The organism is Archangium gephyra, from assembly GCF_049060025.1.
Taxonomy (GTDB): Bacteria; Myxococcota; Myxococcia; order Myxococcales; family Myxococcaceae; genus Archangium; species Archangium gephyra_A.
The window spans coordinates 6,394,635-6,414,102 of the sequence record NZ_JBMEQQ010000002.1 but is presented as its reverse complement, the minus strand read 5'-3'; the positions used below and the strand labels follow the sequence as shown (position 1 = coordinate 6,414,102).

17 protein-coding genes and 1 pseudogene are annotated in these 19,468 nt (G+C 70.6%); 13 read left to right on the top strand and 5 right to left on the bottom strand.

The window, feature by feature from the left end:
- The first annotated feature begins 58 nt into the window (after nucleotides 1–58).
- Nucleotides 59–2,263 carry an ATP-binding protein gene (locus tag ACN28I_RS27765; protein WP_420944947.1) on the top strand — a complete coding sequence of 735 codons (2,205 nt, stop codon included), beginning with the start codon at nucleotides 59–61 and terminating at the stop codon, nucleotides 2,261–2,263.
- A 70-nt stretch (nucleotides 2,264–2,333) separates the two neighbouring features.
- Here ACN28I_RS27765 and ACN28I_RS27760 read toward each other — a convergent pair whose 3' ends face one another.
- Nucleotides 2,334–5,063: an ERAP1-like C-terminal domain-containing protein gene (locus ACN28I_RS27760; RefSeq protein WP_420944946.1), complete on the bottom strand. Its 2,730-nt coding sequence runs from the start codon at nucleotides 5,061–5,063 to the stop codon at nucleotides 2,334–2,336.
- 451 nt (nucleotides 5,064–5,514) lie between these two features.
- Nucleotides 5,515–6,390, bottom strand: coding sequence for a ChaN family lipoprotein (locus ACN28I_RS27755; RefSeq protein ID WP_420944945.1), 876 nt, complete (start codon nucleotides 6,388–6,390; stop codon nucleotides 5,515–5,517).
- A gap of 238 nt (nucleotides 6,391–6,628) precedes the next feature.
- On the opposite strand from ACN28I_RS27755, the gene ACN28I_RS27750 reads away from it, so the two are divergent.
- The 6 genes from ACN28I_RS27750 (at nucleotide 6,629) to ACN28I_RS27725 (ending at nucleotide 11,247) form a co-directional block, all read left to right on the top strand.
- Nucleotides 6,629–7,066, top strand: a complete 438-nt coding sequence (locus ACN28I_RS27750; protein ID WP_420944944.1) for a GNAT family N-acetyltransferase — start codon at nucleotides 6,629–6,631, stop codon at nucleotides 7,064–7,066.
- A 117-nt stretch (nucleotides 7,067–7,183) separates the two neighbouring features.
- Complete coding sequence (locus tag ACN28I_RS27745; RefSeq protein WP_420948727.1) at nucleotides 7,184–8,332, top strand: pyridoxal-phosphate-dependent aminotransferase family protein; 1,149 nt, start codon at nucleotides 7,184–7,186, stop codon at nucleotides 8,330–8,332.
- 36 nt (nucleotides 8,333–8,368) lie between these two features.
- Nucleotides 8,369–9,052: a TIGR02269 family lipoprotein gene (locus ACN28I_RS27740; protein WP_420944943.1), complete on the top strand. Its 684-nt coding sequence runs from the start codon at nucleotides 8,369–8,371 to the stop codon at nucleotides 9,050–9,052.
- A 21-nt stretch (nucleotides 9,053–9,073) separates the two neighbouring features.
- Complete coding sequence (locus ACN28I_RS27735) at nucleotides 9,074–9,790, top strand: double-CXXCG motif protein (protein ID WP_420944942.1); 717 nt, start codon at nucleotides 9,074–9,076, stop codon at nucleotides 9,788–9,790.
- 55 nt (nucleotides 9,791–9,845) lie between these two features.
- A complete protein-coding gene (locus ACN28I_RS27730) occupies nucleotides 9,846–10,529 on the top strand; it encodes a TIGR02269 family lipoprotein (protein WP_420944941.1) in 684 nt (227 codons plus the stop codon).
- Nucleotide 10,530: 1 nt separating this feature from the next.
- Nucleotides 10,531–11,247, top strand: a complete 717-nt coding sequence (locus ACN28I_RS27725) for a double-CXXCG motif protein (protein WP_420944940.1) — start codon at nucleotides 10,531–10,533, stop codon at nucleotides 11,245–11,247.
- Between the two features lie 13 nt (nucleotides 11,248–11,260).
- Here ACN28I_RS27725 and ACN28I_RS27720 read toward each other — a convergent pair whose 3' ends face one another.
- On the bottom strand, nucleotides 11,261–11,599 hold the full coding sequence (locus tag ACN28I_RS27720) for a hypothetical protein (protein WP_420944939.1): 339 nt from the start codon (nucleotides 11,597–11,599) through the stop codon (nucleotides 11,261–11,263).
- 292 nt (nucleotides 11,600–11,891) lie between these two features.
- Nucleotides 11,892–13,934 (bottom strand): serine/threonine protein kinase, encoded by a 2,043-nt coding sequence (locus ACN28I_RS27715; protein WP_420944938.1) that lies wholly within the window; start codon nucleotides 13,932–13,934, stop codon nucleotides 11,892–11,894.
- Between the two features lie 301 nt (nucleotides 13,935–14,235).
- Between ACN28I_RS27715 and ACN28I_RS27710 the strand changes: the two are divergent.
- The 5 genes and pseudogenes from ACN28I_RS27710 to ACN28I_RS27690 all read left to right on the top strand — a co-directional run.
- A pseudogene (locus tag ACN28I_RS27710) lies at nucleotides 14,236–14,730 on the top strand (CHASE3 domain-containing protein); the annotation flags it as partial.
- Nucleotides 14,731–14,801: 71 nt separating this feature from the next.
- Nucleotides 14,802–15,659 carry a sensor histidine kinase gene (locus tag ACN28I_RS27705; protein ID WP_420944937.1) on the top strand — a complete coding sequence of 286 codons (858 nt, stop codon included), beginning with the start codon at nucleotides 14,802–14,804 and terminating at the stop codon, nucleotides 15,657–15,659.
- On the top strand, nucleotides 15,656–16,108 hold the full coding sequence (locus ACN28I_RS27700; protein WP_420944936.1) for a response regulator: 453 nt from the start codon (nucleotides 15,656–15,658) through the stop codon (nucleotides 16,106–16,108). Before ACN28I_RS27705 ends, ACN28I_RS27700 begins: the two co-directional genes overlap by 4 nt.
- On the top strand, nucleotides 16,105–17,751 hold the full coding sequence (locus ACN28I_RS27695; protein ID WP_420944935.1) for an ATP-binding protein: 1,647 nt from the start codon (nucleotides 16,105–16,107) through the stop codon (nucleotides 17,749–17,751). The genes ACN28I_RS27700 and ACN28I_RS27695 overlap by 4 nt, the downstream gene beginning before the upstream one ends.
- Nucleotides 17,748–18,119 carry a response regulator gene (locus tag ACN28I_RS27690; protein WP_420944934.1) on the top strand — a complete coding sequence of 124 codons (372 nt, stop codon included), beginning with the start codon at nucleotides 17,748–17,750 and terminating at the stop codon, nucleotides 18,117–18,119. Before ACN28I_RS27695 ends, ACN28I_RS27690 begins: the two co-directional genes overlap by 4 nt.
- A 3-nt stretch (nucleotides 18,120–18,122) precedes the next feature.
- On the opposite strand, the gene ACN28I_RS27685 is transcribed toward ACN28I_RS27690, so the two are convergent.
- The gene (locus ACN28I_RS27685) at nucleotides 18,123–18,887 is read right to left on the bottom strand and encodes a GNAT family N-acetyltransferase (protein WP_420944933.1); all 765 of its coding nucleotides are present in this window, start codon (nucleotides 18,885–18,887) and stop codon (nucleotides 18,123–18,125) included.
- A gap of 98 nt (nucleotides 18,888–18,985) precedes the next feature.
- Here ACN28I_RS27685 and ACN28I_RS27680 point away from each other — a divergent pair, with 98 nt between their 5' ends.
- Complete coding sequence (locus ACN28I_RS27680) at nucleotides 18,986–19,444, top strand: hypothetical protein (protein WP_420944932.1); 459 nt, start codon at nucleotides 18,986–18,988, stop codon at nucleotides 19,442–19,444.
- The last annotated feature ends 24 nt before the right edge of the window (nucleotides 19,445–19,468 follow it).

Here is a 19,468-nt window from a genome sequence, read left to right as displayed (position 1 = left end):
GGGGCGCGCACGTGGGAGGGCGGGGTGTGGATGTGCGAGCTGCACGGACGCGGCGACCGTGGGCGACATCTGCCACGCCGTGGGCCAGGCGCTGGGCGTCGCGCTCACCCGCAGCGGAGAGGACAGCGAGCCGGCGGAGCGCCTGGGACGGGCCCTGGCCGGGCGCGGGGACGTGCTGGTCATCCTCGACAACGTGGAGCACGTCATCCAGCACATGCCCGCCACGTTGGGCCGCTGGCGGACCCTGGCGCCCCGGGCGCGTTTCCTCGTCACCTCGCGCGAGTCGCTCCTGTTGCCCGAGGAGCGCGTCATCGACCTGGAGCCGCTGCGGGTGCCCGAGGAGGGCGAGACGCGCCCGGAGGTGATGGCCCGCTGCGATGCCATGCGCCTGTTCGTCCAGAGGGCCCGCTCGGTGCGCGGCAACTTCGAGCTGACGGACGCCGAGGCCCCGCTGGTGGCCGACATCGTCCGCAAGCTGGACGGCATTCCCCTGGCCCTCGAGCTGGCGGCGGCGCGCACCAACCTGCTGGGCGTGTCACAGATTCAGGAGCGGCTGTCGCGCCGCTTCGAGCTGCTGCGGGGCGCGCGGCGCGATGGCTCGGCGCGGCAGAGCACGCTGTGGGGCGCCATCGACTGGTCCTGGAACCTGCTGGAGCCCGCGGAGCGGGCGGCGCTGGCGCAGTGCTCGGTGTTCCGGGGCGGCTTCACCCTGGAGGCGGCCGAGGCCGTGCTCATGTTCCCCCCGGGCGGGCCGGATGTGATGGAGATCATCCACTCGCTGCGCTCCAAGTCGCTGCTGCGCGCGTACGCGCCGGACGGGCTGCCGGGGGAGCTGCGCCTGGGCCTGTACGAGAGCATCCGCCAGTACGCGTCCTCGCGGCTGGCGGAGCGGGGCGAGGGAACGATATTGGCGGCGCGCCACGCGGGCTGCTACCTGGCGATGGCCCGGCGGCTGAGCGCGCGGATGCGGGGCGAGGGCGGAGAGCTGGCCTTCCGCCGGTTGTCGCTGGAGCGCGAGAACCTGCTGGCGGCGTGTGACAACGCGCTGGCGGTGGTGCCCGCGACGGAGGGCTCCCTGGAGCGGGCGCTGGGCGCGTTGGTGGCGCTGGAGCCGGACGTGACGGCCCGCGGTCCGGTGGGCATCACCCTGTCGCGGTTGGATCGGGCGCTGGAGCTGTCCTCCACGGTGCGGGTGGAGCCGCTGCTGCGGACCGAGGCGCTCGCGGTGCGGGGCCGGACGCACCACGGGGCGGGCCAGCTCGCCGCCGCCTGGAGGGACCTGGAGGCGGCGCGTTCCGCCTTCCACGCGCTCGACGCGGTGGACCGGGCCAAGCGCGTGCTGGTGGACCTGAGCATCGTGGCCCGCGACGAGGGCGACATGGGCACGGCCTGGGAGCTGGTGCAGGAGGCGCAGGAGCTGCCCTCGCTGGGAGACCGGTGGCTGGACGCGTACGCGGTGGGCAACCTGGGCATTCTGGAGCTGGGGCGGCGCGGGGCCGGAGCGGCGCTGCCCCACCTGCGCAGCGCGCTGGAGCTGTTCCGCGACGTGGGCGACGTGGCCTTCGAGGTGGGCTTCCTCACCAACCAGGCCATGGCGATTGGCGAGGGCGGCGGCACGGCGGAGGCGGTGTCCCTGCTGGAGGAGGCCATGGAGAAGGCCTCGCGCGTGGGAGACCGGGCGGGCAATGCGCTGGCGCGGGTGAACCTGGGCTGCTTCCTGCTCGACGCGGGCCGGGCGGCGGAGGCCCGCGAGCACCTGGAGGGCGCCGTGCGCATGGGCCGGCAGCTCGGCGTGCGGATTCTCGAGGGCGCCGCGCTGGGCGAGCTGGGCCGCGCCCTGGTGGCGCTCGGGGCGCTGGAGTCCGCGCGGGCCCGCCTGTCGGAGTCCATCTCCATCCTGGACCGGGTGTCGCGCTGGCACGCGCTGCGCTTCACCGCGCACCTGGCCTCGGTGCAGGCGGCCCTCGGAGAGCTCGCCGCCGCCCGGGACGGCTTCGCGTCCCTGGAGGTGACGCCCGAGCTGAGGGACGACACCGTGCTGCGTGAGCTCTCCTCGCTGCTGAGGGCCTCGCTGGACCTGGCCGAGGCCGCGAGGAGTGCTCCGGGCAGCGAGGCGGGGATGAAGTGCCTCGCGGAGGCGCGGCGGCGCGTGGAACGGGCACGGGGTGCTCCGGCGGAGGCGGCCTCGTCGGATTTGCGCGAGGCCCTGCGGTTGCTTGGCCGGAGCGTACTGAGCGCCTACGGGGACACCGTCCAGGCGTGAGCTGTCCCCTTTCCCTCTGGGAGAGGGCCAGGGTGAGGGTCTTCCCCCGCCTCGGGGTCTGTCTGTCCGCTCAGCGCTGTACCGCCGTGTTCACGCCCTTGCCCCGGGTGCGGAGGAACTCGCTCACCCCCGGCTGGTTGCGGCGCTCCGACTCGATGCAGAGCTGGATGGACTCGAGCGCGCGGGCGAGTGAGCGCGGCCCGCCCTCGAGCTTCTCCACGCGGGGCTTCAAGAAGGCCTCGGCCTCGGCGCGCCCCTGCTCGTCGCAGAGGTCTCCCACCATCTCCACGAGCCCGTTCAGCTCATCCGAGCGCAGCCGGCTGGAGAGCGCGTCGAACTGGCTCCGGTAGAAGTCCCAGGTCTGCGCGCGCGAGCCGGGGGTGTAGAAGGCCGAGTAGAGGATGGTCCGTGTCTCGCGCACGTCGAACTCGCTGCCGGACACCTGGGCGAGCGCCTCCTTCACGAGCGCCGGGTCGCGGAAGGAGCCCAGCGTGGAGAGCAGCCGGGTGCGCTCGTTGCGGTCCTTCGCCGCGCGGGCCTGGGCGAGCACCGTGTCGAAGAGGGCCTTGTCGCCATGGCGCGCCGCCACGCGCAGGGCCGGCCAGGCCACCTCCGGGTGCACGGCCTTGCGGTCCGCCAGCCACGCCCGGGCGAGCCGGCTCCCCTCCTGGACGAGGGCGGGATCCTCTCCGCCGATGGCCGCCATCCCGAGCAGCATCATGCGCAGCTGCTTCACGTCATCGCCCTCGCCCGGCTTGGGCGTCCAGCCCACGGCGCGGGCACGAGGGCCATACACCTCGCGCAGCCAGGCCCGGTAGCGCGGGCGATCGGCCTCGGGGAGCCGGTCGGCCTTGATGTCGGAGAGGAGCTGCACGCCGCGCTGGAGGATGAGGCGGTGGGGGTCCGCGGCGGTGGAGGGGACGAGCTTCATGGCCTCGCCGAGCGGCACGTCACCCCGATCCACGGCGGCCTTCACGTCGGCCAGGAGGGCGAGCCGCTCCGAGGTGCTCAGCGTCCCCGGAGGCGCGGAGAGCAGTTGCGCGAGCTGCTCGCGCGAGTAGCTCACGCGGTAGTAGCCGGTGCCCGCGGCGTTGAGGAGGAGCCACGAGGGGCAGCCCTGGACGGGCAGCTCCAGCTCTCCGGTGGTGCTGGAGAGGAGCGTGCAGGTGCGGGTGGCGTCCTTGCCCTTGCCGGCGCGCACGCACACGGGGATGTCCCACGTCTGGGCGGTGGAGCCGGTGGAGCCCGCGGGGAGGAAACGCTCCTGGGAGAGCTTCAGCCGGGGCGCCGCGCCCGGCTTGCACTGCAGGGAGGCGGAGACGCGGGGCACGCCCGGCTGGTCGACGTAGCCACGGAAGACGCGGGCCGCGTCGGGCCCGAGCGACTCACCGAGGGTGGCGAGGAAACCCTCCGAGTCGGTGACGCCCCAGGCGTGCTTGTTCACGTGGGTGCGCAGCGCGTCGCGCAGCCGCTCCTCGCCGAGCCAGCCCTCGAGCATGGAGAGCAGCGAGGAGCCCTTGGAGTAGGTGGTGCCGTTGTCGAAGGCGCCGATGATGTCGTCGTTGGTGGTGATGGGCTTGCGCACGGCGGGCGAGGTGATGAGCGAGTCCGTCTCGAGCGCGTGCGAGGCCGAGTTGGCCTGGCCCTCAAGGGCGAACTCCCAGGCGGGGTCGAACTGGCCGGTGATCTTGTGGTCGAGCCAGGTGGTGAGGGACTCGTTGAGCCAGGTGTCGTCCCACCAGCGGCAGGTGACGACGTTGCCGAACCAGTAGTGGGCCAGCTCGTGGATGGCGATGTTCACGTAGGACTTGCGGCGCTGCAGCGTCTCCTCGCCGGGGCGGATGAGGGTGAGGGGCTGGCCGAGCGCGACGATGCCGGAGTGCTCCATGGTGCCCCAGTAGTGGGGCACCACCGCCACATCGAGCTTCTCGTACGGGTACGTCTGGTCGAAGAAGTCCTCGAGCAGCGTGACGATGCGCGGGGTGACGCTGGCGGCGTAGGCCGTCTCGGGGCCGCGGCCCCGGGGGACGATGAAGCGCAGGGGGACGTGGGCGCGCCCGACGGTGCCGGCGTCCACCAGGTCGAAGGGGCCCACCACGAAGGCGACGAGGTAGCTGGGCATGGGGCGGCTCTCGGCGTAGGTGACGCGCTTGAGGCCCCCGGGCAGCGGCTCCTCGGAGACGATGGCGTGGTTGGCGAGCGCCACGTGCTCCTGCTTCACGGTGAAGCGCAGGCGCCAGGGCACCTTGAAGCCCGGCTCGTCGAAGCACGGGAAGGCGCGCCGCGCGTCGATGGGCTCGAAGAAGGTATAGAGGTAGGGCTCGCCGCCCTCTTCCACGGCGTAGAGGCCCTGGCTGCGCTCGCGGTCCGCGCGGCCGGTGAAGGAGAGGAGGAGCTGTGCGGGGCCGGTGCCGAGCGTCTCGGGCAGCAGCACGCCGAGGCGGCCTTCCGGGGCGGTGACGGCGCGGGCCGCCAGCGTCCGGCCGTTGGTGAGGACGCGCGCCTGCGTCACCTGGAGATCCTGCGCGTGCAGCCACACCTGGCGCACCGCTTCACGGACGTCGAGGTCGATGGTGACGGTGCCGGAGTAGGTGGGCTCGGCGGGGAGGAGCGTCAGGTCCAGCGCGTAGCGCACCGGCCGCACGGAGTCGGGCAGGCGCAGCGGCGGAGGCTGGGGCTCGGGCCATTCCGGAGCGGCGGCCACGGGCGTGGGGGCCGTGGGAGCCGCCGCTGGGACCTCGGGAGCGTGGGCACAGCGAAGCGAAGCGAGAGTGACGAGAGCGATGAGGAGCCAGCGCATGGAGCGCGAGGCTACCCGCCCGGGCCGGTGGAGAGAAACCCGCTGCCGGAAGCGGGGAGAAGGGGTCTGCGTCCGAGTGAGGAAGCCGTCTTTAATCTCATGCTCCACCAACTGAGCTATCTCCCCCATGAAGGAGGGAGGAGAGCCGGATTCGAACCGGCGACCCTGAGAGCCGTGGGCTTGTAGGGCCTCTTCGGCCGGACGCAAATGCTGTCAGAGAAGAATGAAACGCCCGAGTGGGAAAGCCGTTTGACTGCTCGATGAAGAGTCGAGTGCCTTTACCATTCGGCCATCCCCGCGCAGGGTGCGGGGAGTTGGATTCGAACCAACAGAGGTGCGTGTAGGGCCTCTCCTGCCGGGCGCTTCAAAGTCATCGCGGGGGCTCGGGCGAATCCGCCGTCGCTCCCGCCTACACCTGGAAGGACGCGGCCTCCTCGCCGGACCTGACACGCTATTTTCCGGGGGATTTCTCCGGCGCGGGGGCCTTGCGGAACACGGCGCAGGGGTCCTCCCGCTCGGAGGCCGGGGTAAACCAGACATAGTCATAGGGAAGCCCGCCGGGACTGTCGGGGGGCGCGTAGTCGCGAGGCTCTCGGGCCTCGGAGGAGACCTCGAGGAAGGCGAGGCTGCGCACCGGAAGGCCCGGGGCGAGCCGGGCGAGCTGCGCGGGGACACCGCGGTCGGTGCGCGCGTGGCCAGCGCCGGTGATGAGGACGGCCCCATCGTCCGAGGCGGTGGTCCGAAGGATGTCTGCCATCTGCGCATCCCGCGCGCGCTGGGCGAGCACCATGGGCTCGAGCATGGGCTCGGGCAGGTGGCCACAGTGGGACTCGTGCATCTCCGCGCGCATGGCGCGGGCGACGTCCTCGGGCAGTGGCGTTTCGAGCCCGAGCCGGGTGCGCGTCTCCGGAGGCAGGGCGTCGAGGCCGCGCATGACGAGCTCCTTCACCTGGGCGCGTGGGAGGTTGGCGCCGACGATGCGCAGGCCGCGCCCGGTGCCCACGGCGAAGATGGGGCGGTAGAGGGACCAGTCGGGCCAGCCGCTTTGCTCCCACGCGACGGCCTGGGCAATGGCATCCGGATTCCCAGGCTCGCGGGAGAGCGCCGCATCGACAGCGGACTGCTGCTCCACGTCGAGCATCTCGAAAGCGAGCGCGGGCTTGCGGCCGGAGCCGGTGAGCGCCTCCACGAGCCGGGCCTGGAGGCGGTGGTGGTCGGGGTTGTCATGCCGCTCGCCGAGGAGCACGAAGCGGGCCTGGGAGAGCTCCGCCAGCAGCGTTTGCTCATCGACCTGCCGGCCCTGGCGCACGTCCCAGATTGTTCCCACCAGCGGGTGCTCCCGGAGCAGCGGGCTCCGCCATGCCTCCGCCGGGGGCGCGGGGGAACCGGCGCGATTCGCGGGGGAGGAAGAGACACAGCCACAGGCCAACAGGAAGGCGAGACAGAGTCGGAGGGACATGGAGGCGCTCATCGGGAGGCAGTCCGCCACGGGCTTCCGGGGGGAGTCATGGGCTCGATGAACCGGGCGCTCAACGGCCAACACCTGGAGCCGCTACCATGGGGGAATGGACGCCACGAACGCGGTGAGGATGACGGTGGTGGAGGAGCCCTCCGAGGAGGAGCTCCGGGCCCTGATTCGCAGTCTGGTGCGGTACAACGAGAGCCGCGCGGCGCCGGAGAACGCGAGGGACCTGGCCGTCTTCGTGCGAGCGGAGGATGGCACGCTGCTCGGAGGCGCCATGGGCTACACCCACTGGGAGTGGCTCTTCGTGAGCCATCTCTGGGTGGACGAGCGCCTGCGCGGACACGGCTGGGGAGGGCGGCTGATGGCGAGCATCGAGGAAGCCGCGGTGCGGCGTGGGTGCCACTCGGCGCACCTGGACACGTTCAGCTTCCAGGCGCTGGGCTTCTACGAGAAGCAGGGCTACGCGCGCTTCGGAACGCTGCCGGACTATCCGCGGGGCGAGAGCCGCTACTTCCTGAGCAAGCGACTCACGAAGTAGACGCGTCCGTCTTTTTTGGACATCCCTCGAATCCGCCGTGGAGTCCCGGCCCGGGCTGCGCTAGTCCCCGGCCACCAACCACGAAGAGGGGTACCCGTGAGCGAGCGAGATCTGCTGATGATTCCCGGCCCGGTGGAGTTCGACCCGGAGGTGATGCGGGCACTGAGCACGAAGACGGCGAGCCACGTGGCGCCCGAGTTCATCTCCATCTTCGGGAGGGCGCTGAAGAAGGTGCGCGAGGTGTGCCTGGCGCCCTCGGCACAGCCCTTCGTGGTTGCGGGCAGCGGCACGCTGGCGATGGAGCTGGCGGTGGCCAACCTGGTGGAGCCGGGGGAGCGGGCGCTGGTGGTGAACACCGGGTATTTCAGCGACCGGATGGCGCTGCTGCTGGAGCGCTACGGGGCGGAGGTGGTGCAGGAGAAGTGCGCGCCGGGCGAGGTGCCGGATGTGACGGCGGTGGAGCGGGTGCTGGCCAGTGGGCGCTTCAAGGTGATGACGGTGACCCACGTGGACACGAGCACCGGAGTGCTGGCGCCGGTGGAGGCGCTGGTGAAGGCGGCGGGCCGGCACGGGGTGCTGTCGGTGGTGGACGGGGTGTGCGCCACGGCGGGGGAGACGTTCCACCAGGAGGCGTGGGGCGCGGACGTGTACCTGACGGCGAGCCAGAAGGCGATTGGCGTGCCGCCGGGACTGGCGCTGCTCAGCGTGAGCCCGAGGGCGCTGGATGCGTGGCGCTCGCGCCGGACGCCGGTGCGCTCGCTGTACGCGGACTTCGCGGAGTGGCTGCCCATCATGGAGGCGTACGAGGCCGGCCGGGCCGCCTACTTCGCCACGCCGCCCGTGAATTTGGTGTACGCGCTGGAGGTGAGCCTGGGGCAGATCCTCCGCGAAGGGATGGAGGCGCGCTTCGCCCGTCACCGCCGCATGGCACGGTCCTTCCGTGCGGGCTGGAAGGCGCTGGGGCTGAAGATGCTGCCGGTGACGGAGTCCGTGGCGGCGAACACGCTCAGCGCCCTCTACTACCCGGAGGGAGTGGACGTGGCGATGCTCGGACGGGCGCGGGAGCAGGGCGTGGTGCTTGCTGGCGGGCTGCATCCGCAGCTGAAGACGCGCTACTTCCGGGTGGGGCACATGAACGTGGTGGGCCCGGGCGATGTGCTGGCCACGGTGGGCGCGGTGGAGCGGGCGCTCCTGGCGGCGGGCCACCGGTCCGAGCCGGGTGCCGCCGTGGCCGCCGCGCAGGCGGATCTGCTCTCGGCGCGCTGAAATCGAGGCCGCTAGCGGTGGTGTAGCGTGGGCGGGATGAACGTCCCGCCCTGGAAGAGATGGCTGGCGCTGCTCGGCCTGGTGCTGAGCGCGTGCGCGAGCTCGGCGCCCGGAGTGGTGGGCGAGTCCGTCGAGGACGTGGACCCGGTGGCCTCGTGGGAGGAGGCGCGGGAGGACCCGAGCTGTGTGGTCCCGCTGTGTGACGAGGAGGAGCGCTGCGCCTTCTGGCGGTGCCAGGACGTGGTGGAGGTGGAAGACCGTCCGGTCCTCCTGGCCTTCGCGCATGGCAGTCTGCGTCCACCCCCCAATCCGACGCGCTGGTGGGGACGCCCGCTGGCGGTGCCTGGGGGCAGGGAAGCCGTCTTCGAGATTCCGTGGCACAACTGGAATATCCGAGGGCAGTACGCGCCCCGGGTGCTCAAGCCCCCGTGCGTCCGCTCGTGGGAGCCGCTCGAGAAGCACCACATCTTCCCGCAGGCGTTGGCCGCCTGGTTCAAGCTCAAGCCCATCGACATTCACGCTTTCACCATTCGATTGCCCAGGAGCTTCCACCAGTGGCTGCACAGTGGGGGTTCGAGAGGTGGCCAGTGGAATGAGGCCTGGTATCAGTTCCAGCGAGAGGACCCTGACGCGACCGTCGAGGAAATTTGGAAATTCGCAGGCGAACTGATGTCGCGTTTCCGGGTGAACGGGCCACTCGTATCCTATTACTGTGACTGAGGTAGAATGAGGTGCCTCTCTATGGAGTTTTTCAGCATCGAGGAAGACAAGTCGTCGGCTTATACAGGGTACATCGACGGCACACACAAATGGATGTTGCCTGGCATCCTCGGTTGTCCTGGCTGTAAGGCCAGCTGGGGCGCGGGTGCCAAGTCATACCCTTCGGTGGACCTCACCCCCGTTGCCGCCCTGGCCGACTTCGAGGAGCCCAGGGCCGAGCCTATCGAGGAATATGAGAGGATGCGTGAGCTGGTGCGGCCTCTGGTGCCTCCTGGGGCCTTGCTGGAACCGGGGACTGCGTTAGGCCCATTCGTGGGCAAGGCCCAGGGCCGCTTTGGACCGCTCGTGGCTCTCAACCCTTGGGTACTGCTGATGCAACGCGAGACGCTGGAGAAGCTGCGGACCGAGGGGCTGCGAGGACTCAAGGGTTGTCAGACTCATGTGCGTTTCCGCCAGCGCAACTCGCCCGAGTTGCTCGAGATTGAAATCCTTCCCTTGGGGCGCTTACACCCGGACTGCTTGCCGCCGGGCCGCAAGCCACCCTGTCCGCGTTGTGGCCGCCGCGGACTTACCCTCCCCAAGAACAGGCTGCTGGACGCGTCCACGATTCCCACCCACCTGGATGTCTTCCGCTTGGAGGACTTCTCCACCGTCATCGTGTGCACCGGGCGCTTCGTTGACGCCTGCCGCCGTCTGGGGCTGGACGGCGTGGCCTTCCAACCCTTGCCGATGAAGTGAGAATTGACTTGGGCGGTGTCGAAGCCGAGGCGGCTGGTGGTGTAGCGTGGGTGGGATGAGCCTCCCGCCCTGGAAGAGATGGCTGGCGCTGCTCGGCCTGGTGCTGAGCGCGTGCGCGAGCTCGGCGCCCGGAGTGGTGGGCGAGTCCGTCGAGGACGTGGACCCGGTGGCCTCGTGGGAGGAGGCGCGGGAGGACCCGAGCTGTGTGGTCCCGCTGTGTGACGAGGAGGAGCGCTGCGCCTTCTGGCGGTGCCAGGACGTGGTGGAGGTGGAAGACCGTCCGGTCCTCCTGGCCTTCGCGCATGGCAGTCTGCGTCCACCCCCCAATCCGACGCGCTGGTGGGGACGCCCGCTGGCGGTGCCTGGGGGCAGGGAAGCCGTCTTCGAGATTCCGTGGCACAACTGGAATATCCGAGGGCAGTACGCGCCCCGGGTGCTCAAGCCCCCGTGCGTCCGCTCGTGGGAGCCGCTCGAGAAGCACCACATCTTCCCGCAGGCGTTGGCTGCGTGGTTCAAGGGCAAGGACATCAACATTCATGCCTATACGATTCGGTTGCCCAGGAGCTTCCACCAGTGGCTACACAGCGGTGGGCCCCAAGGGGGACAATGGAATGTGGCGTGGCGGCAATTCCGGCAAAACAACTACAATGCCAGTCCAGAAGAGATTTGGCGATTCGCGGGCGAACTCATGTCTCGATTTAACGTGATGGGTCCGCTTGTGTCTTATTCCTGTGAGTAAGATGGACTACTTCACTCTCGAAGAAGACAAGTCGCTGGGCTACGTGGCGTACATCGGTTGTGAACACAAGTGGAGGCTGCCGGGCATCCGTCGCTGTCCTGGCTGCACAACCACCTGGAGTGGCGGTGCCAAATCGTACCCTTCGGTGGATCTCACCCCTGTAACCTCCCTGGCTGACTTTGAGGAGGCCCGGGCCGAGCCTATCGAGGAATATGAGAGGCTGTGTGAGCTGGTGCGGCCCTTGTTGCCTCCAGGTGCCTTGGTGGAACCGGGGACGGAGTTCGGCCCGCTCATGGGTAAGGCCCAGGGCCCATTCGGAGCACTCGTGGCTCGGTTTGCGTGGTTGTTGCTGGCACGGCGTGAGGCGTTGGAAAAGCTCCAGGCCGAAGGGCTGAGGGGACTCAAGGGCTGCCGCACGGGATTTCGCTTCCGCCAGCGTACCTCACCAGAGTTGCTCGAGCTGGAACCGCTCCCCGTGGGCCGGCTTCACCCGGACTGCCTGCCGCCCAACCGCAAGCCACCCTGTCCTCGCTGTGGCCGCTGTGGACTCACGCGGCCCGCTGACATGCTGTTGGATGCAGCCACACTTCCCAGCGACCTGGACCTGTTCCGGCTGGAGGACTTCTCCACCACGATTGTCTGCACCGAGCGCTTCGTCGAGGCCTGCCGCCGTCTGGGCCTGGACGGCGTCACCTTCCGGCCCCTGCCCGCTGCCTGAGCCACCGATGCCCTCAGCGGAGCATGATGTTGGCGAGGATGGCAGTGCGCACCGAACCTCCACCTCTACCCTTGAGATAGAGGTCATGAGGGACGGTTTGAAGCCGGTGGAGATCCAAGGAGCCCTCCACCAACAACCGCAGTCCTCCACCCACGGAAGCATGCGCCTGCCGTACCTGGAGGTGGACGTTTTGCCTGTTGGCCTCCAACGACACCCCAGTCACCTGTTGGAGTTCGCCGCTATCCGAGACAGTCAGTTCCATCTGCAGGATCACCTGTGCTCGGGAAGGATTCCGAGGGTGCACACTGTGGTAGCCGATGAAGCTGCGCAGCGCCTGCACTTCGGAACTCAACGTGACGCTCCTCGTGAGATCCCAGACGATAAATGCACCGCCAGCCGCCATTCTGGAGAAAGCCTCGAGCGTGAGGTGGTCGTGCGGTTGAGGGCACCACTGCCCCGCTTGGGGTTGCTCTGCCTGGCGGGGCGCAATCTCCGGGCCGCTCCCAATGCCCTGCACCTCCTTGCTGGGGTCTGGCGAAGGCGCGAAAGAGGGGGGACTTCCAAGGAGGAGCATCAGGGGCAGGACAGGGCCGAGGGAGATTGAGAGCACGGAGGGAGCGTTTCCTGGAAGCGCGCGGGTGCGCTCAGTAGTACTTGCTCACGGCCTTGACCTGCACGCGGGGCGCTACCTTGACGTGGCCCGGGTTCTCGGGGTCCAGCCCGAAATGGGGAACTCCGGGCTTTCCGTCATGCCATACCTCCATGCACACGGGGACTTGCCTGTTATCGTCAGGCAGCCCGCCGCTGTAGTTGACGAGACGGGTATAGACGCGATCTCCCAAGACGACGCTCGCTCCCCGGAGGACGCCACTGGCCATGAAATCGCCCCATCTCGTGCGAACCTCGACTCCCGTGCCACTCATTGGCACCGACACCGTGGCACCCAGCCTGGACAGAGGCACCTGTCTCGGGAATTGGCCTAAGCCAGACCCGTAGACCGCATCCGGATGGAAGCTCCCGATGGCGATGTGATTCTCCTTCATGGCCTTGATCGTTTCGGGCTCGCACTCCACGAGATCCTCGGGCTCCTCCGCCTTCGCCCATTTCCCGCTCTTGACCCACTGCTCGTCGAAGGCCCGGGAGATGGGGGAGGTGGCGCAGCCGGCGGCGAGCGCGGCGGCCACGCCGAGGCTCAGGCAGTACATCAGGCCCGGCCGTGACTTCCGTGCCTGGAGGGCAGGCGCCGGCTTCTGTGGGGTCTTCTTCTCGGACATGTCTTTCTCGCTGTGGCTGGCGTTGAGGACGGGCGCGGCAACGGCCTTTCCGTTGGGCGCCGCGTCCGCAACAACATGGGGCGGTTTCAGCGAGGGCACGACATCTGGGAAAAAAGCATCCCACTGTATGGGAAAGGCTTCGGGTGACATGAAAGGTTGGGTCCGCGCCGTGACCTCCGGGGTCACGCCCGGCTTCCACGAGGGGATCAGCCACAGCGCGGCGGCCAGCGCGAGGCCTCCCATCGCCAGCAGGCCCAGGCGCCGCCCGAGCCCCGGCCCGGTGCGTGGGGAAGGCGCCCGTGCCGGACGCACTGCCAGCGTCATGGGAGTCGCCTCCTGCGTCGGCTGCTCGCCCCGTCTCGGCGGCTGCCGCGCGAGCCTGCTCAGCCGCAGTTGCAGGTCCTGCCCCTCCGCGAGCCGTTCCTGGGGCCCCGTGGTGGCGTTGTGGGGCCCGTGGGGCTCGAACAGGGGCTCGTGCCACGAGTCGTCCGCCTCCGCCCTCAGTGCGGACAGGGCCCGGCGCACCTCGCGCGCGGTCGCGTACCGGGCGCTGGGGTCCTTCTCCAGCATCCGCAGGCACACGCGCTCCAGTGCCTCCGGGACCCAGGGGTTGAGCTCGCGCGGAGGCACGGGCCGCTCGTGGAGCACGGCCGTGCCGATCGCCAGGAAATCCCGGCCCGTGAAGGGCAGCCGGTCCGTGAGCATCCAGTAGAGCTGCACGCCCACCGCCCACAGGTCATCCGCGGGCGTGGGCTGGTAGCGCATCCCCTCCTCGCCCATGTGGTGCCGGAAGAAGTCCCAGGCCTCGGGGCCGCGGTACTCCGGGGTGCCCGGCGGCAGCACCGACGTGGTCAGGGTGGGCGCCCCCGTGTAGGCGCCCGCGCCGAAGTCCACCAGCACCGGCTTGCCGTCCTCGGCCCTCACCAGGATGTTGGAGGCCTTCACGTCCCGGTGCAGCACGCCCGCGGTGTGCATCGCCTCCACCCCCTCCAGCAATGGCAGCAGCAGCTCCACCGCCCCGAGCGCCGAGGGGTTGCTCCGGCGCACGCTCTCGTCCAGGGGCAGTCCCTTCACGTACTCCATGATGAGTACGCGCAGGTGGGGCTGCCCCTCCGGCCAGTCGACGTACCCCAACAGCCGCACCACGCCCGGGTGCTTCAGCCGGCGCATCACGTCCACCTCCCGCTCCTCCCACCCCCGGGAGGACTCCAGCGGGAGCACCTTCAACGCGACGAGGCTCGTGCTGCCGTGGGCCAGGTACACGGTGCCGTAGCCCCCCGCTCCCAGGCGGCGCACCACCTCGTAGCCGGCCACCTCGGTGCCCAGGTCCAACACGGGAGGGGGTTGTCTGCGCGGACCCGGCCGGCCTCCCTGACGGGCGGGGCGGGACGGGGGCTTCGAATTTTCTGCCATGTGGGTGACCTCCAAGGTCGTCCCCACCCCGGTGGGCCGCGCGGCTCCTGCCGCGGGCGGCTCGCGAAGGTGAGTCGACAAGTCATGCCGCGCGACACTACTCACGGAATCACCCCGAGGGCTACTGCGCAGGTCACCTCCCCTCGCGTGACGTGTTCCACGGCACGGGGCCCGGCCTCCGGCGTCCACCTCACGCTTCCCTGGCGAGCCACCGTCCCCCGCCCCCTCCTCGTGGCCGGTGGCATGGGTTGAAGGGTCTCCTTCCACCCCCAACCTTTTCGGGGACGTGTCCTCCTCCGCGATGCCCCTGACCGACCCCCGGCGCTTCCGCCGCCTGCTGCTGCGAGCCATCCTGCTCCCGGTGGGACTGTTGCTGCTGCTCGCGGGCGTCCTCTTGTGGACGGTGAGCGGCCTCATCGAGGCCCAGGAGAAGGCGCGCCATTACCAGGCGGCCCTCACCCGGCTGGAGCGGGTGCGCCTGCTCTTCATCGACCGGGAGACAGGTCTGCGCGGCTATCTCCTCACGGGGGAACCCACCTTCCTGGAGCCCTACCAGGCGGCCGGGCAACGGCTCCCCCTGGCGCTCGAGGAGCTGGCGCAGGGCCTTTCCAGTGAGCCCGAGCAACGGGCCTGGATGGAGGCGCTGCACGGAGGCTGGCGGGAATGGGAGCGGGTGGCCGAGCTCCAGCTCTCCACCTTCCACCAGAAGGGGGACTGGTTGGCCCTGGTGCGTTCGGGCGCCGGCAAGTCCCGCATGGATGCGCTGCGGTTGACCCTGGATACCATCGGCTCCGAGGTGCTCCGGCGCGCCACCCTCCAGGGACTCGAGGCCGAGCGCGCGGGCCGGAGCGTGCTCCTGGCGGGGGCGTGTGGACGCTCGCGGTGGGCCTGTTGCTGGCCTGGCTCAGCCGCCGTCAGCTCCTCACCCTCGCCCGGGACTATGACGCCAGCCTCGCCCAGGTGCGCTCGCAGACGGAGGCCCTGCGTGCCAGCGAGGCCCGGCTGGAGTCGCGCGTGGCCCAGCGCACCCAAGAGCTCACCGTCGCCAACAAGGAGCTGGAGTCCTTCAGCTACTCCGTCTCGCACGACTTGCGCTCGCCCCTGCGGGCCATCGACGGCTTCGCCCAGGCGCTGCGCGAGGACGAGGGCGAGCGGCTGTCCGCCGAGGGCCTCCGGCTCCTCACGCGCCTGCAGGGGGCCGCCACGCGCATGGGCCAGCTCATCGACGATCTGCTGCAGCTCTCCCGCGTCACCCGCGCCGAGCTCAGCCGCGAGCCGGTGGACCTCAGCGCGATCGCCGCGTCCGTGCTCCAGGAGCTGCGCCAGCGCGAGCCCGGGCGCGACGTGACGTGCTCGCTGCAGTCCGGCCTCACCGCGCGGGGGGACCCGCGGCTGCTCCGGGTGCTCCTGGAGAACCTGCTGGGCAATGCCTGGAAGTTCACCAGCAAGCGCTCCGGGGCCGTCATCGAGCTCTTCGCCGAGACGGCCGGCGGGGGGACTCACTACGTTGTGCGCGACAACGGGGTGGGGTTCGACATGGCGTACGCGGGCAAGCTCTTCAGCCCCTTCCAGCGGATGCACAAGCCCTCCGAGTTCCCGGGCACGGGCATCGGGCTGGCCACGGTCCAGCGCATCGTCCACCGGCACGGCGGAGACATCTCCGCCCAGGCCACCCCCGGCGGGGGCGCCACCTTCCGTTTCACCCTGCAGGAGGCACAGCCATGAGCAGCCCACAGTCCATCCTCCTCGTGGAAGACAACCCGGACGACGTCGACCTGACGCGGCGGGCCTTCCAGCGCGCGGGCCTCACCCAGCCGCTGGACGTGGTGGAGGATGGGTTGGAGGCGCTCGACTACCTCTTCGCGCGCGGCGCGCACGCGCACCGGCTCCATTCGCCGCTGCCCTCCCTGGTGCTGTTGGATCTCAAGCTGCCGCGCATGGATGGGCACGAGGTGCTGCGGCGGATCCGCGCGGACGCGCGCACCCGCTTCCTCCCCGTGGTCATCCTCACCTCCTCGGACGAGGAGAAGGACCTGGTGGACAGCTACAGCCACGGCTGCAACAGCTACGTGCGCAAGCCGGTGAGCTACAACGAGTTCGTCGAGGCGGCACGCCAGCTCGGCGTCTACTGGCTGGAGCTCAACCGCTCCCCGCAGCCGGGGGTGCCTGGATGAGCAGGCCGCTCCGTGTCCTGCTGGTGGAGGACAACCCGGACGACCAGGAACTGGTGGAGCGCGAGCTGCGCCGGGGGGGCTTCGAGGTGCACTGTCACCGGGTGCAGTCGGCCGAGGAGCTGCGCGCGGCGCTCGAGCCCGGGGCCTGGGACGTCATCCTCTCGGACTACTGCCTGCCCGGCTTCGATGCGCCCTCCGCGCTCGGCATCGTGCGCGACAGCGGCCTGGACATCCCCTTCATCGTCGTCTCCGGCAGCGTGGGCGAGTTCGAGGGCGTGGAGGTGATGAAGGCGGGTGCCCGGGACTACTTCCCCAAGACGCTCCTCACCCGGCTGCCGGTCGCGGTGGCGCGCGAGGTGGACGAGGCCCGGCTGCGCCACGAGCGCGCCCGGGCCGAGCGGGACCGGGCCCTGCTGGCCCGCGCCGGGGAGGTGCTGGCCGGCTCGTTGGATTTGCAGGAGACGATGGACCAGGTGGCGCGCCTGCCGGTGCCGGAGCTGGCGGACTGGTGCGCCGTCTACTACTCCGAGGATGGCCGGCACCTGAAGGTGGTGGCGCTGGCGCACGAAGACCCCGAGCGGGTGGAGCTGGGATTCGAGACGGACCGGCTCTTCCCCCTGTCACCGGACGCCCCCAGCGGGCCCGCGCGGGTGTTCCGCACGGGCGAGCCGCAGTTGCTGACGGACGTGCCCGCGGCCCGGCTGGAGGCGCTGGCGCGCTCGCCGGAGCACCTGCGCCGGATGCTCGCCCTGGGGCTGCACTCCGTCATCCACGTGCCCCTGGTGGGACGCATGGGGACGCTGGGCGTGGTGACGCTGGGCACCACCGGGAGCCGGCCGCGCTTCCACCCCAAGGACATGCCCGTGGCCCAGGAGCTGGTGCGCCGCGCCGCGCTGACGCTGGAGAACGCGCGCCTGTTCCGCGAGTCGCAGGAGGCCATCCGGCTGCGCGACGAGTTCCTCGCCGTGGCGGCCCACGAGCTGCGCACCCCGCTCACCACGCTGGGCCTGCAACTGAGCACGCTGGTGCAGCGGGCGCGGCGCGAGGCCTCCGCGGACATGGTGGAGCGGCTGGACAAGGGCGTGCGCCAGGTGCGGCGGCTGGGCACGTTGGTGGAGATGCTGCTGGATGTGTCGCGCCTGTCCACCGGCGAGCTGCCCCTGTCGCTGGAGGGGATGGACCTGGGCGAGCTGGTGGCCGAGGTGCTGGAGCGCTTCGAGGCGGAGTCCCAGGCCATGGGGTGCGCGCTGCGGCTGGAGGTGGCCCGGGGGCTGGTGGGCCAGTGGGACCGGATGAGGGTGGAGCAGGTGGTGTCCGGGATGCTCTCCAACGCCCTGAAGTTCGGGGCGCGCCAGCCGGTGGAGGTGCGGGTGGTGCGGGAGGGCGCGGTGGCGCGGGTGGTGGTGGAGGACCGGGGCATCGGGATTCCGGAGGAGCAGCTCGAGCGCATCTTCGAGCGTTTCGGCCGGGCGGTGTCCTCGCGCTCCTACGGCGGGCTGGGGCTGGGGCTGTACCTGGCGCGCCGGGCGGCCGAGGCGCACGGGGGCCGGGTGTGGGCCGAGCAGCGCCCGGGCGGAGGGGCCCGCTTCATCCTGGAGCTGCCTCTGCGGGCCCGGAACCATGCGGTGGAGGAGCCGGCATGACGCGTCCGTTGTTGGTGGTGGATGACGATGCGGACCTGCGCGAGGCGCTCGAGGAGGTGCTGCGCGACGCGGGCCATGCCGTGCTGGGCGCGGGCAATGGCCGCGAGGCGCTGGAGGTGCTCGCGCGCGCCCGGCCGCTGCCCGGGCTGGTGCTGTTGGACATGATGATGCCGGTGCTGGACGGGCTGGGCTTCGCCCACGAGATGCACGCGGTGCCCGAGTGGAAGGACATCCCCATCGTCATCTTCTCCGCCTCGGCGAGCAACGCGAACGTGGCCCGGGAGGTGGGCGCGTGTGCCTACCTGCGCAAGCCGGTGGACGTGGAGGTGCTGGTGGAGACGGTGGGCGCGCACCTGCTGCGCGAGTGAGTCTCAGCCGTCGCGGCGCACCCAGCTCGTCCACGCCCCCGCGTCCCGGTAGCCGAGCCGCTGGTAGAGGCCATGACCCAGGGGCGAGGCCTGCAGGACGGCGACGGTGCAGCCGCGGGCGCGTGCGTCCGCGTGCAGCCCCCGCATGACGAGGCCGGCCAGTCCCTGGCGGCGCGCCTCGGGGTGGGTGGCCACCAGGTAGATGCCGGCGGTGCCGCCCTGCTCGAACGAGACGCCTCCGGCGAGCGCCCGGCCTCCCCGGCGCACCAGCACGGCGTACAGCGGGGCGGAGGTCTGGAGCTGGGGGCGCCAGCTCTCGAAGTAGTCCACGTGCTCCTGGCCGTAGCAGAGCGCGTTGAGCTTCAGCACCTCGTGCAGGTCCTCCGGGTGCTCGAGCGTGGTGCCCGGGGGCAGTTGGGGCGGTGGATGGGCCAGGGGGAGGCCCATGGCGGGGATGGCGTCCTCGGGCCGGTGTCCGGCGCGGGCCAGCACGGCCTCCGCGGCGGTGTCTCCGGGGTACACGGGCACGCGCCAGGCCCGCACGCCCAGCTCGCGGTACCACGCCTCCAGCGGCCCGAGCGCCTCGGCGAGCGCGCGCGCGTCCGAGTACACCACCTGCTGCTGGAAGAGGTTGGCGGCGCGGCCCGGCAGGGCGAAGGCCCGGACTCCGGGCAGGTCCCTCATCCGCAACGGCCCACCCTGGGCCTGGAGGGCCTTGAAGGCGTGGAGGTTGGTGCGCAGGCGCGTGGTGAGCTCAGCGTCCGTCATGAGCGGCAGGGTAGGCGCTCCAGGCGCTCGCCGGTGGACAACGGGCGTACGGAAAATCCCCGGCCGGCCGCCCGGGAGGCTAGGGTGGTGAGGCTCGCATGGAGCCCCGCTTCTACGCCTTCGATCCCCGTCCCATCCGCCGTGCGCTCTTCGTGGGCGCATGCGTGCTCGCCATTCTCAGCGCCTGGGCGCTGGCGGATGCACGGGCGGTGGGAAACGCTCCCCTGGCCGTGGCCCGGGCGGGCATTACCGGTGGGCTGATGCTCGCCTTCGTCTTCGCCTGGCACAGGCTGCGGCCCCGGCCCGGGTGGGGCGTTACATTGAGTGCCAGGGGCGTCGCACTGGCCCGTCCCTTCACCGGCAGCCAGCTCCAACTCTCCTGGGGGCAGATCGACTCCGTGCGACGGCTCGGACGCAAGGAAGACGTGCTCGGATTGTTCCTGGACGAGGGGGGCCGGGTGCTGGTGACGCGCCATCTCTTCCCCTCTCGGACGGCCTTCAGCGAGCTGGCGGCCGCACTGGAAGAAAGGAAGCCCGCCCCGCGTTTTGACGCGTAGCGTCGCGTGAGGCATTTCGTGAAT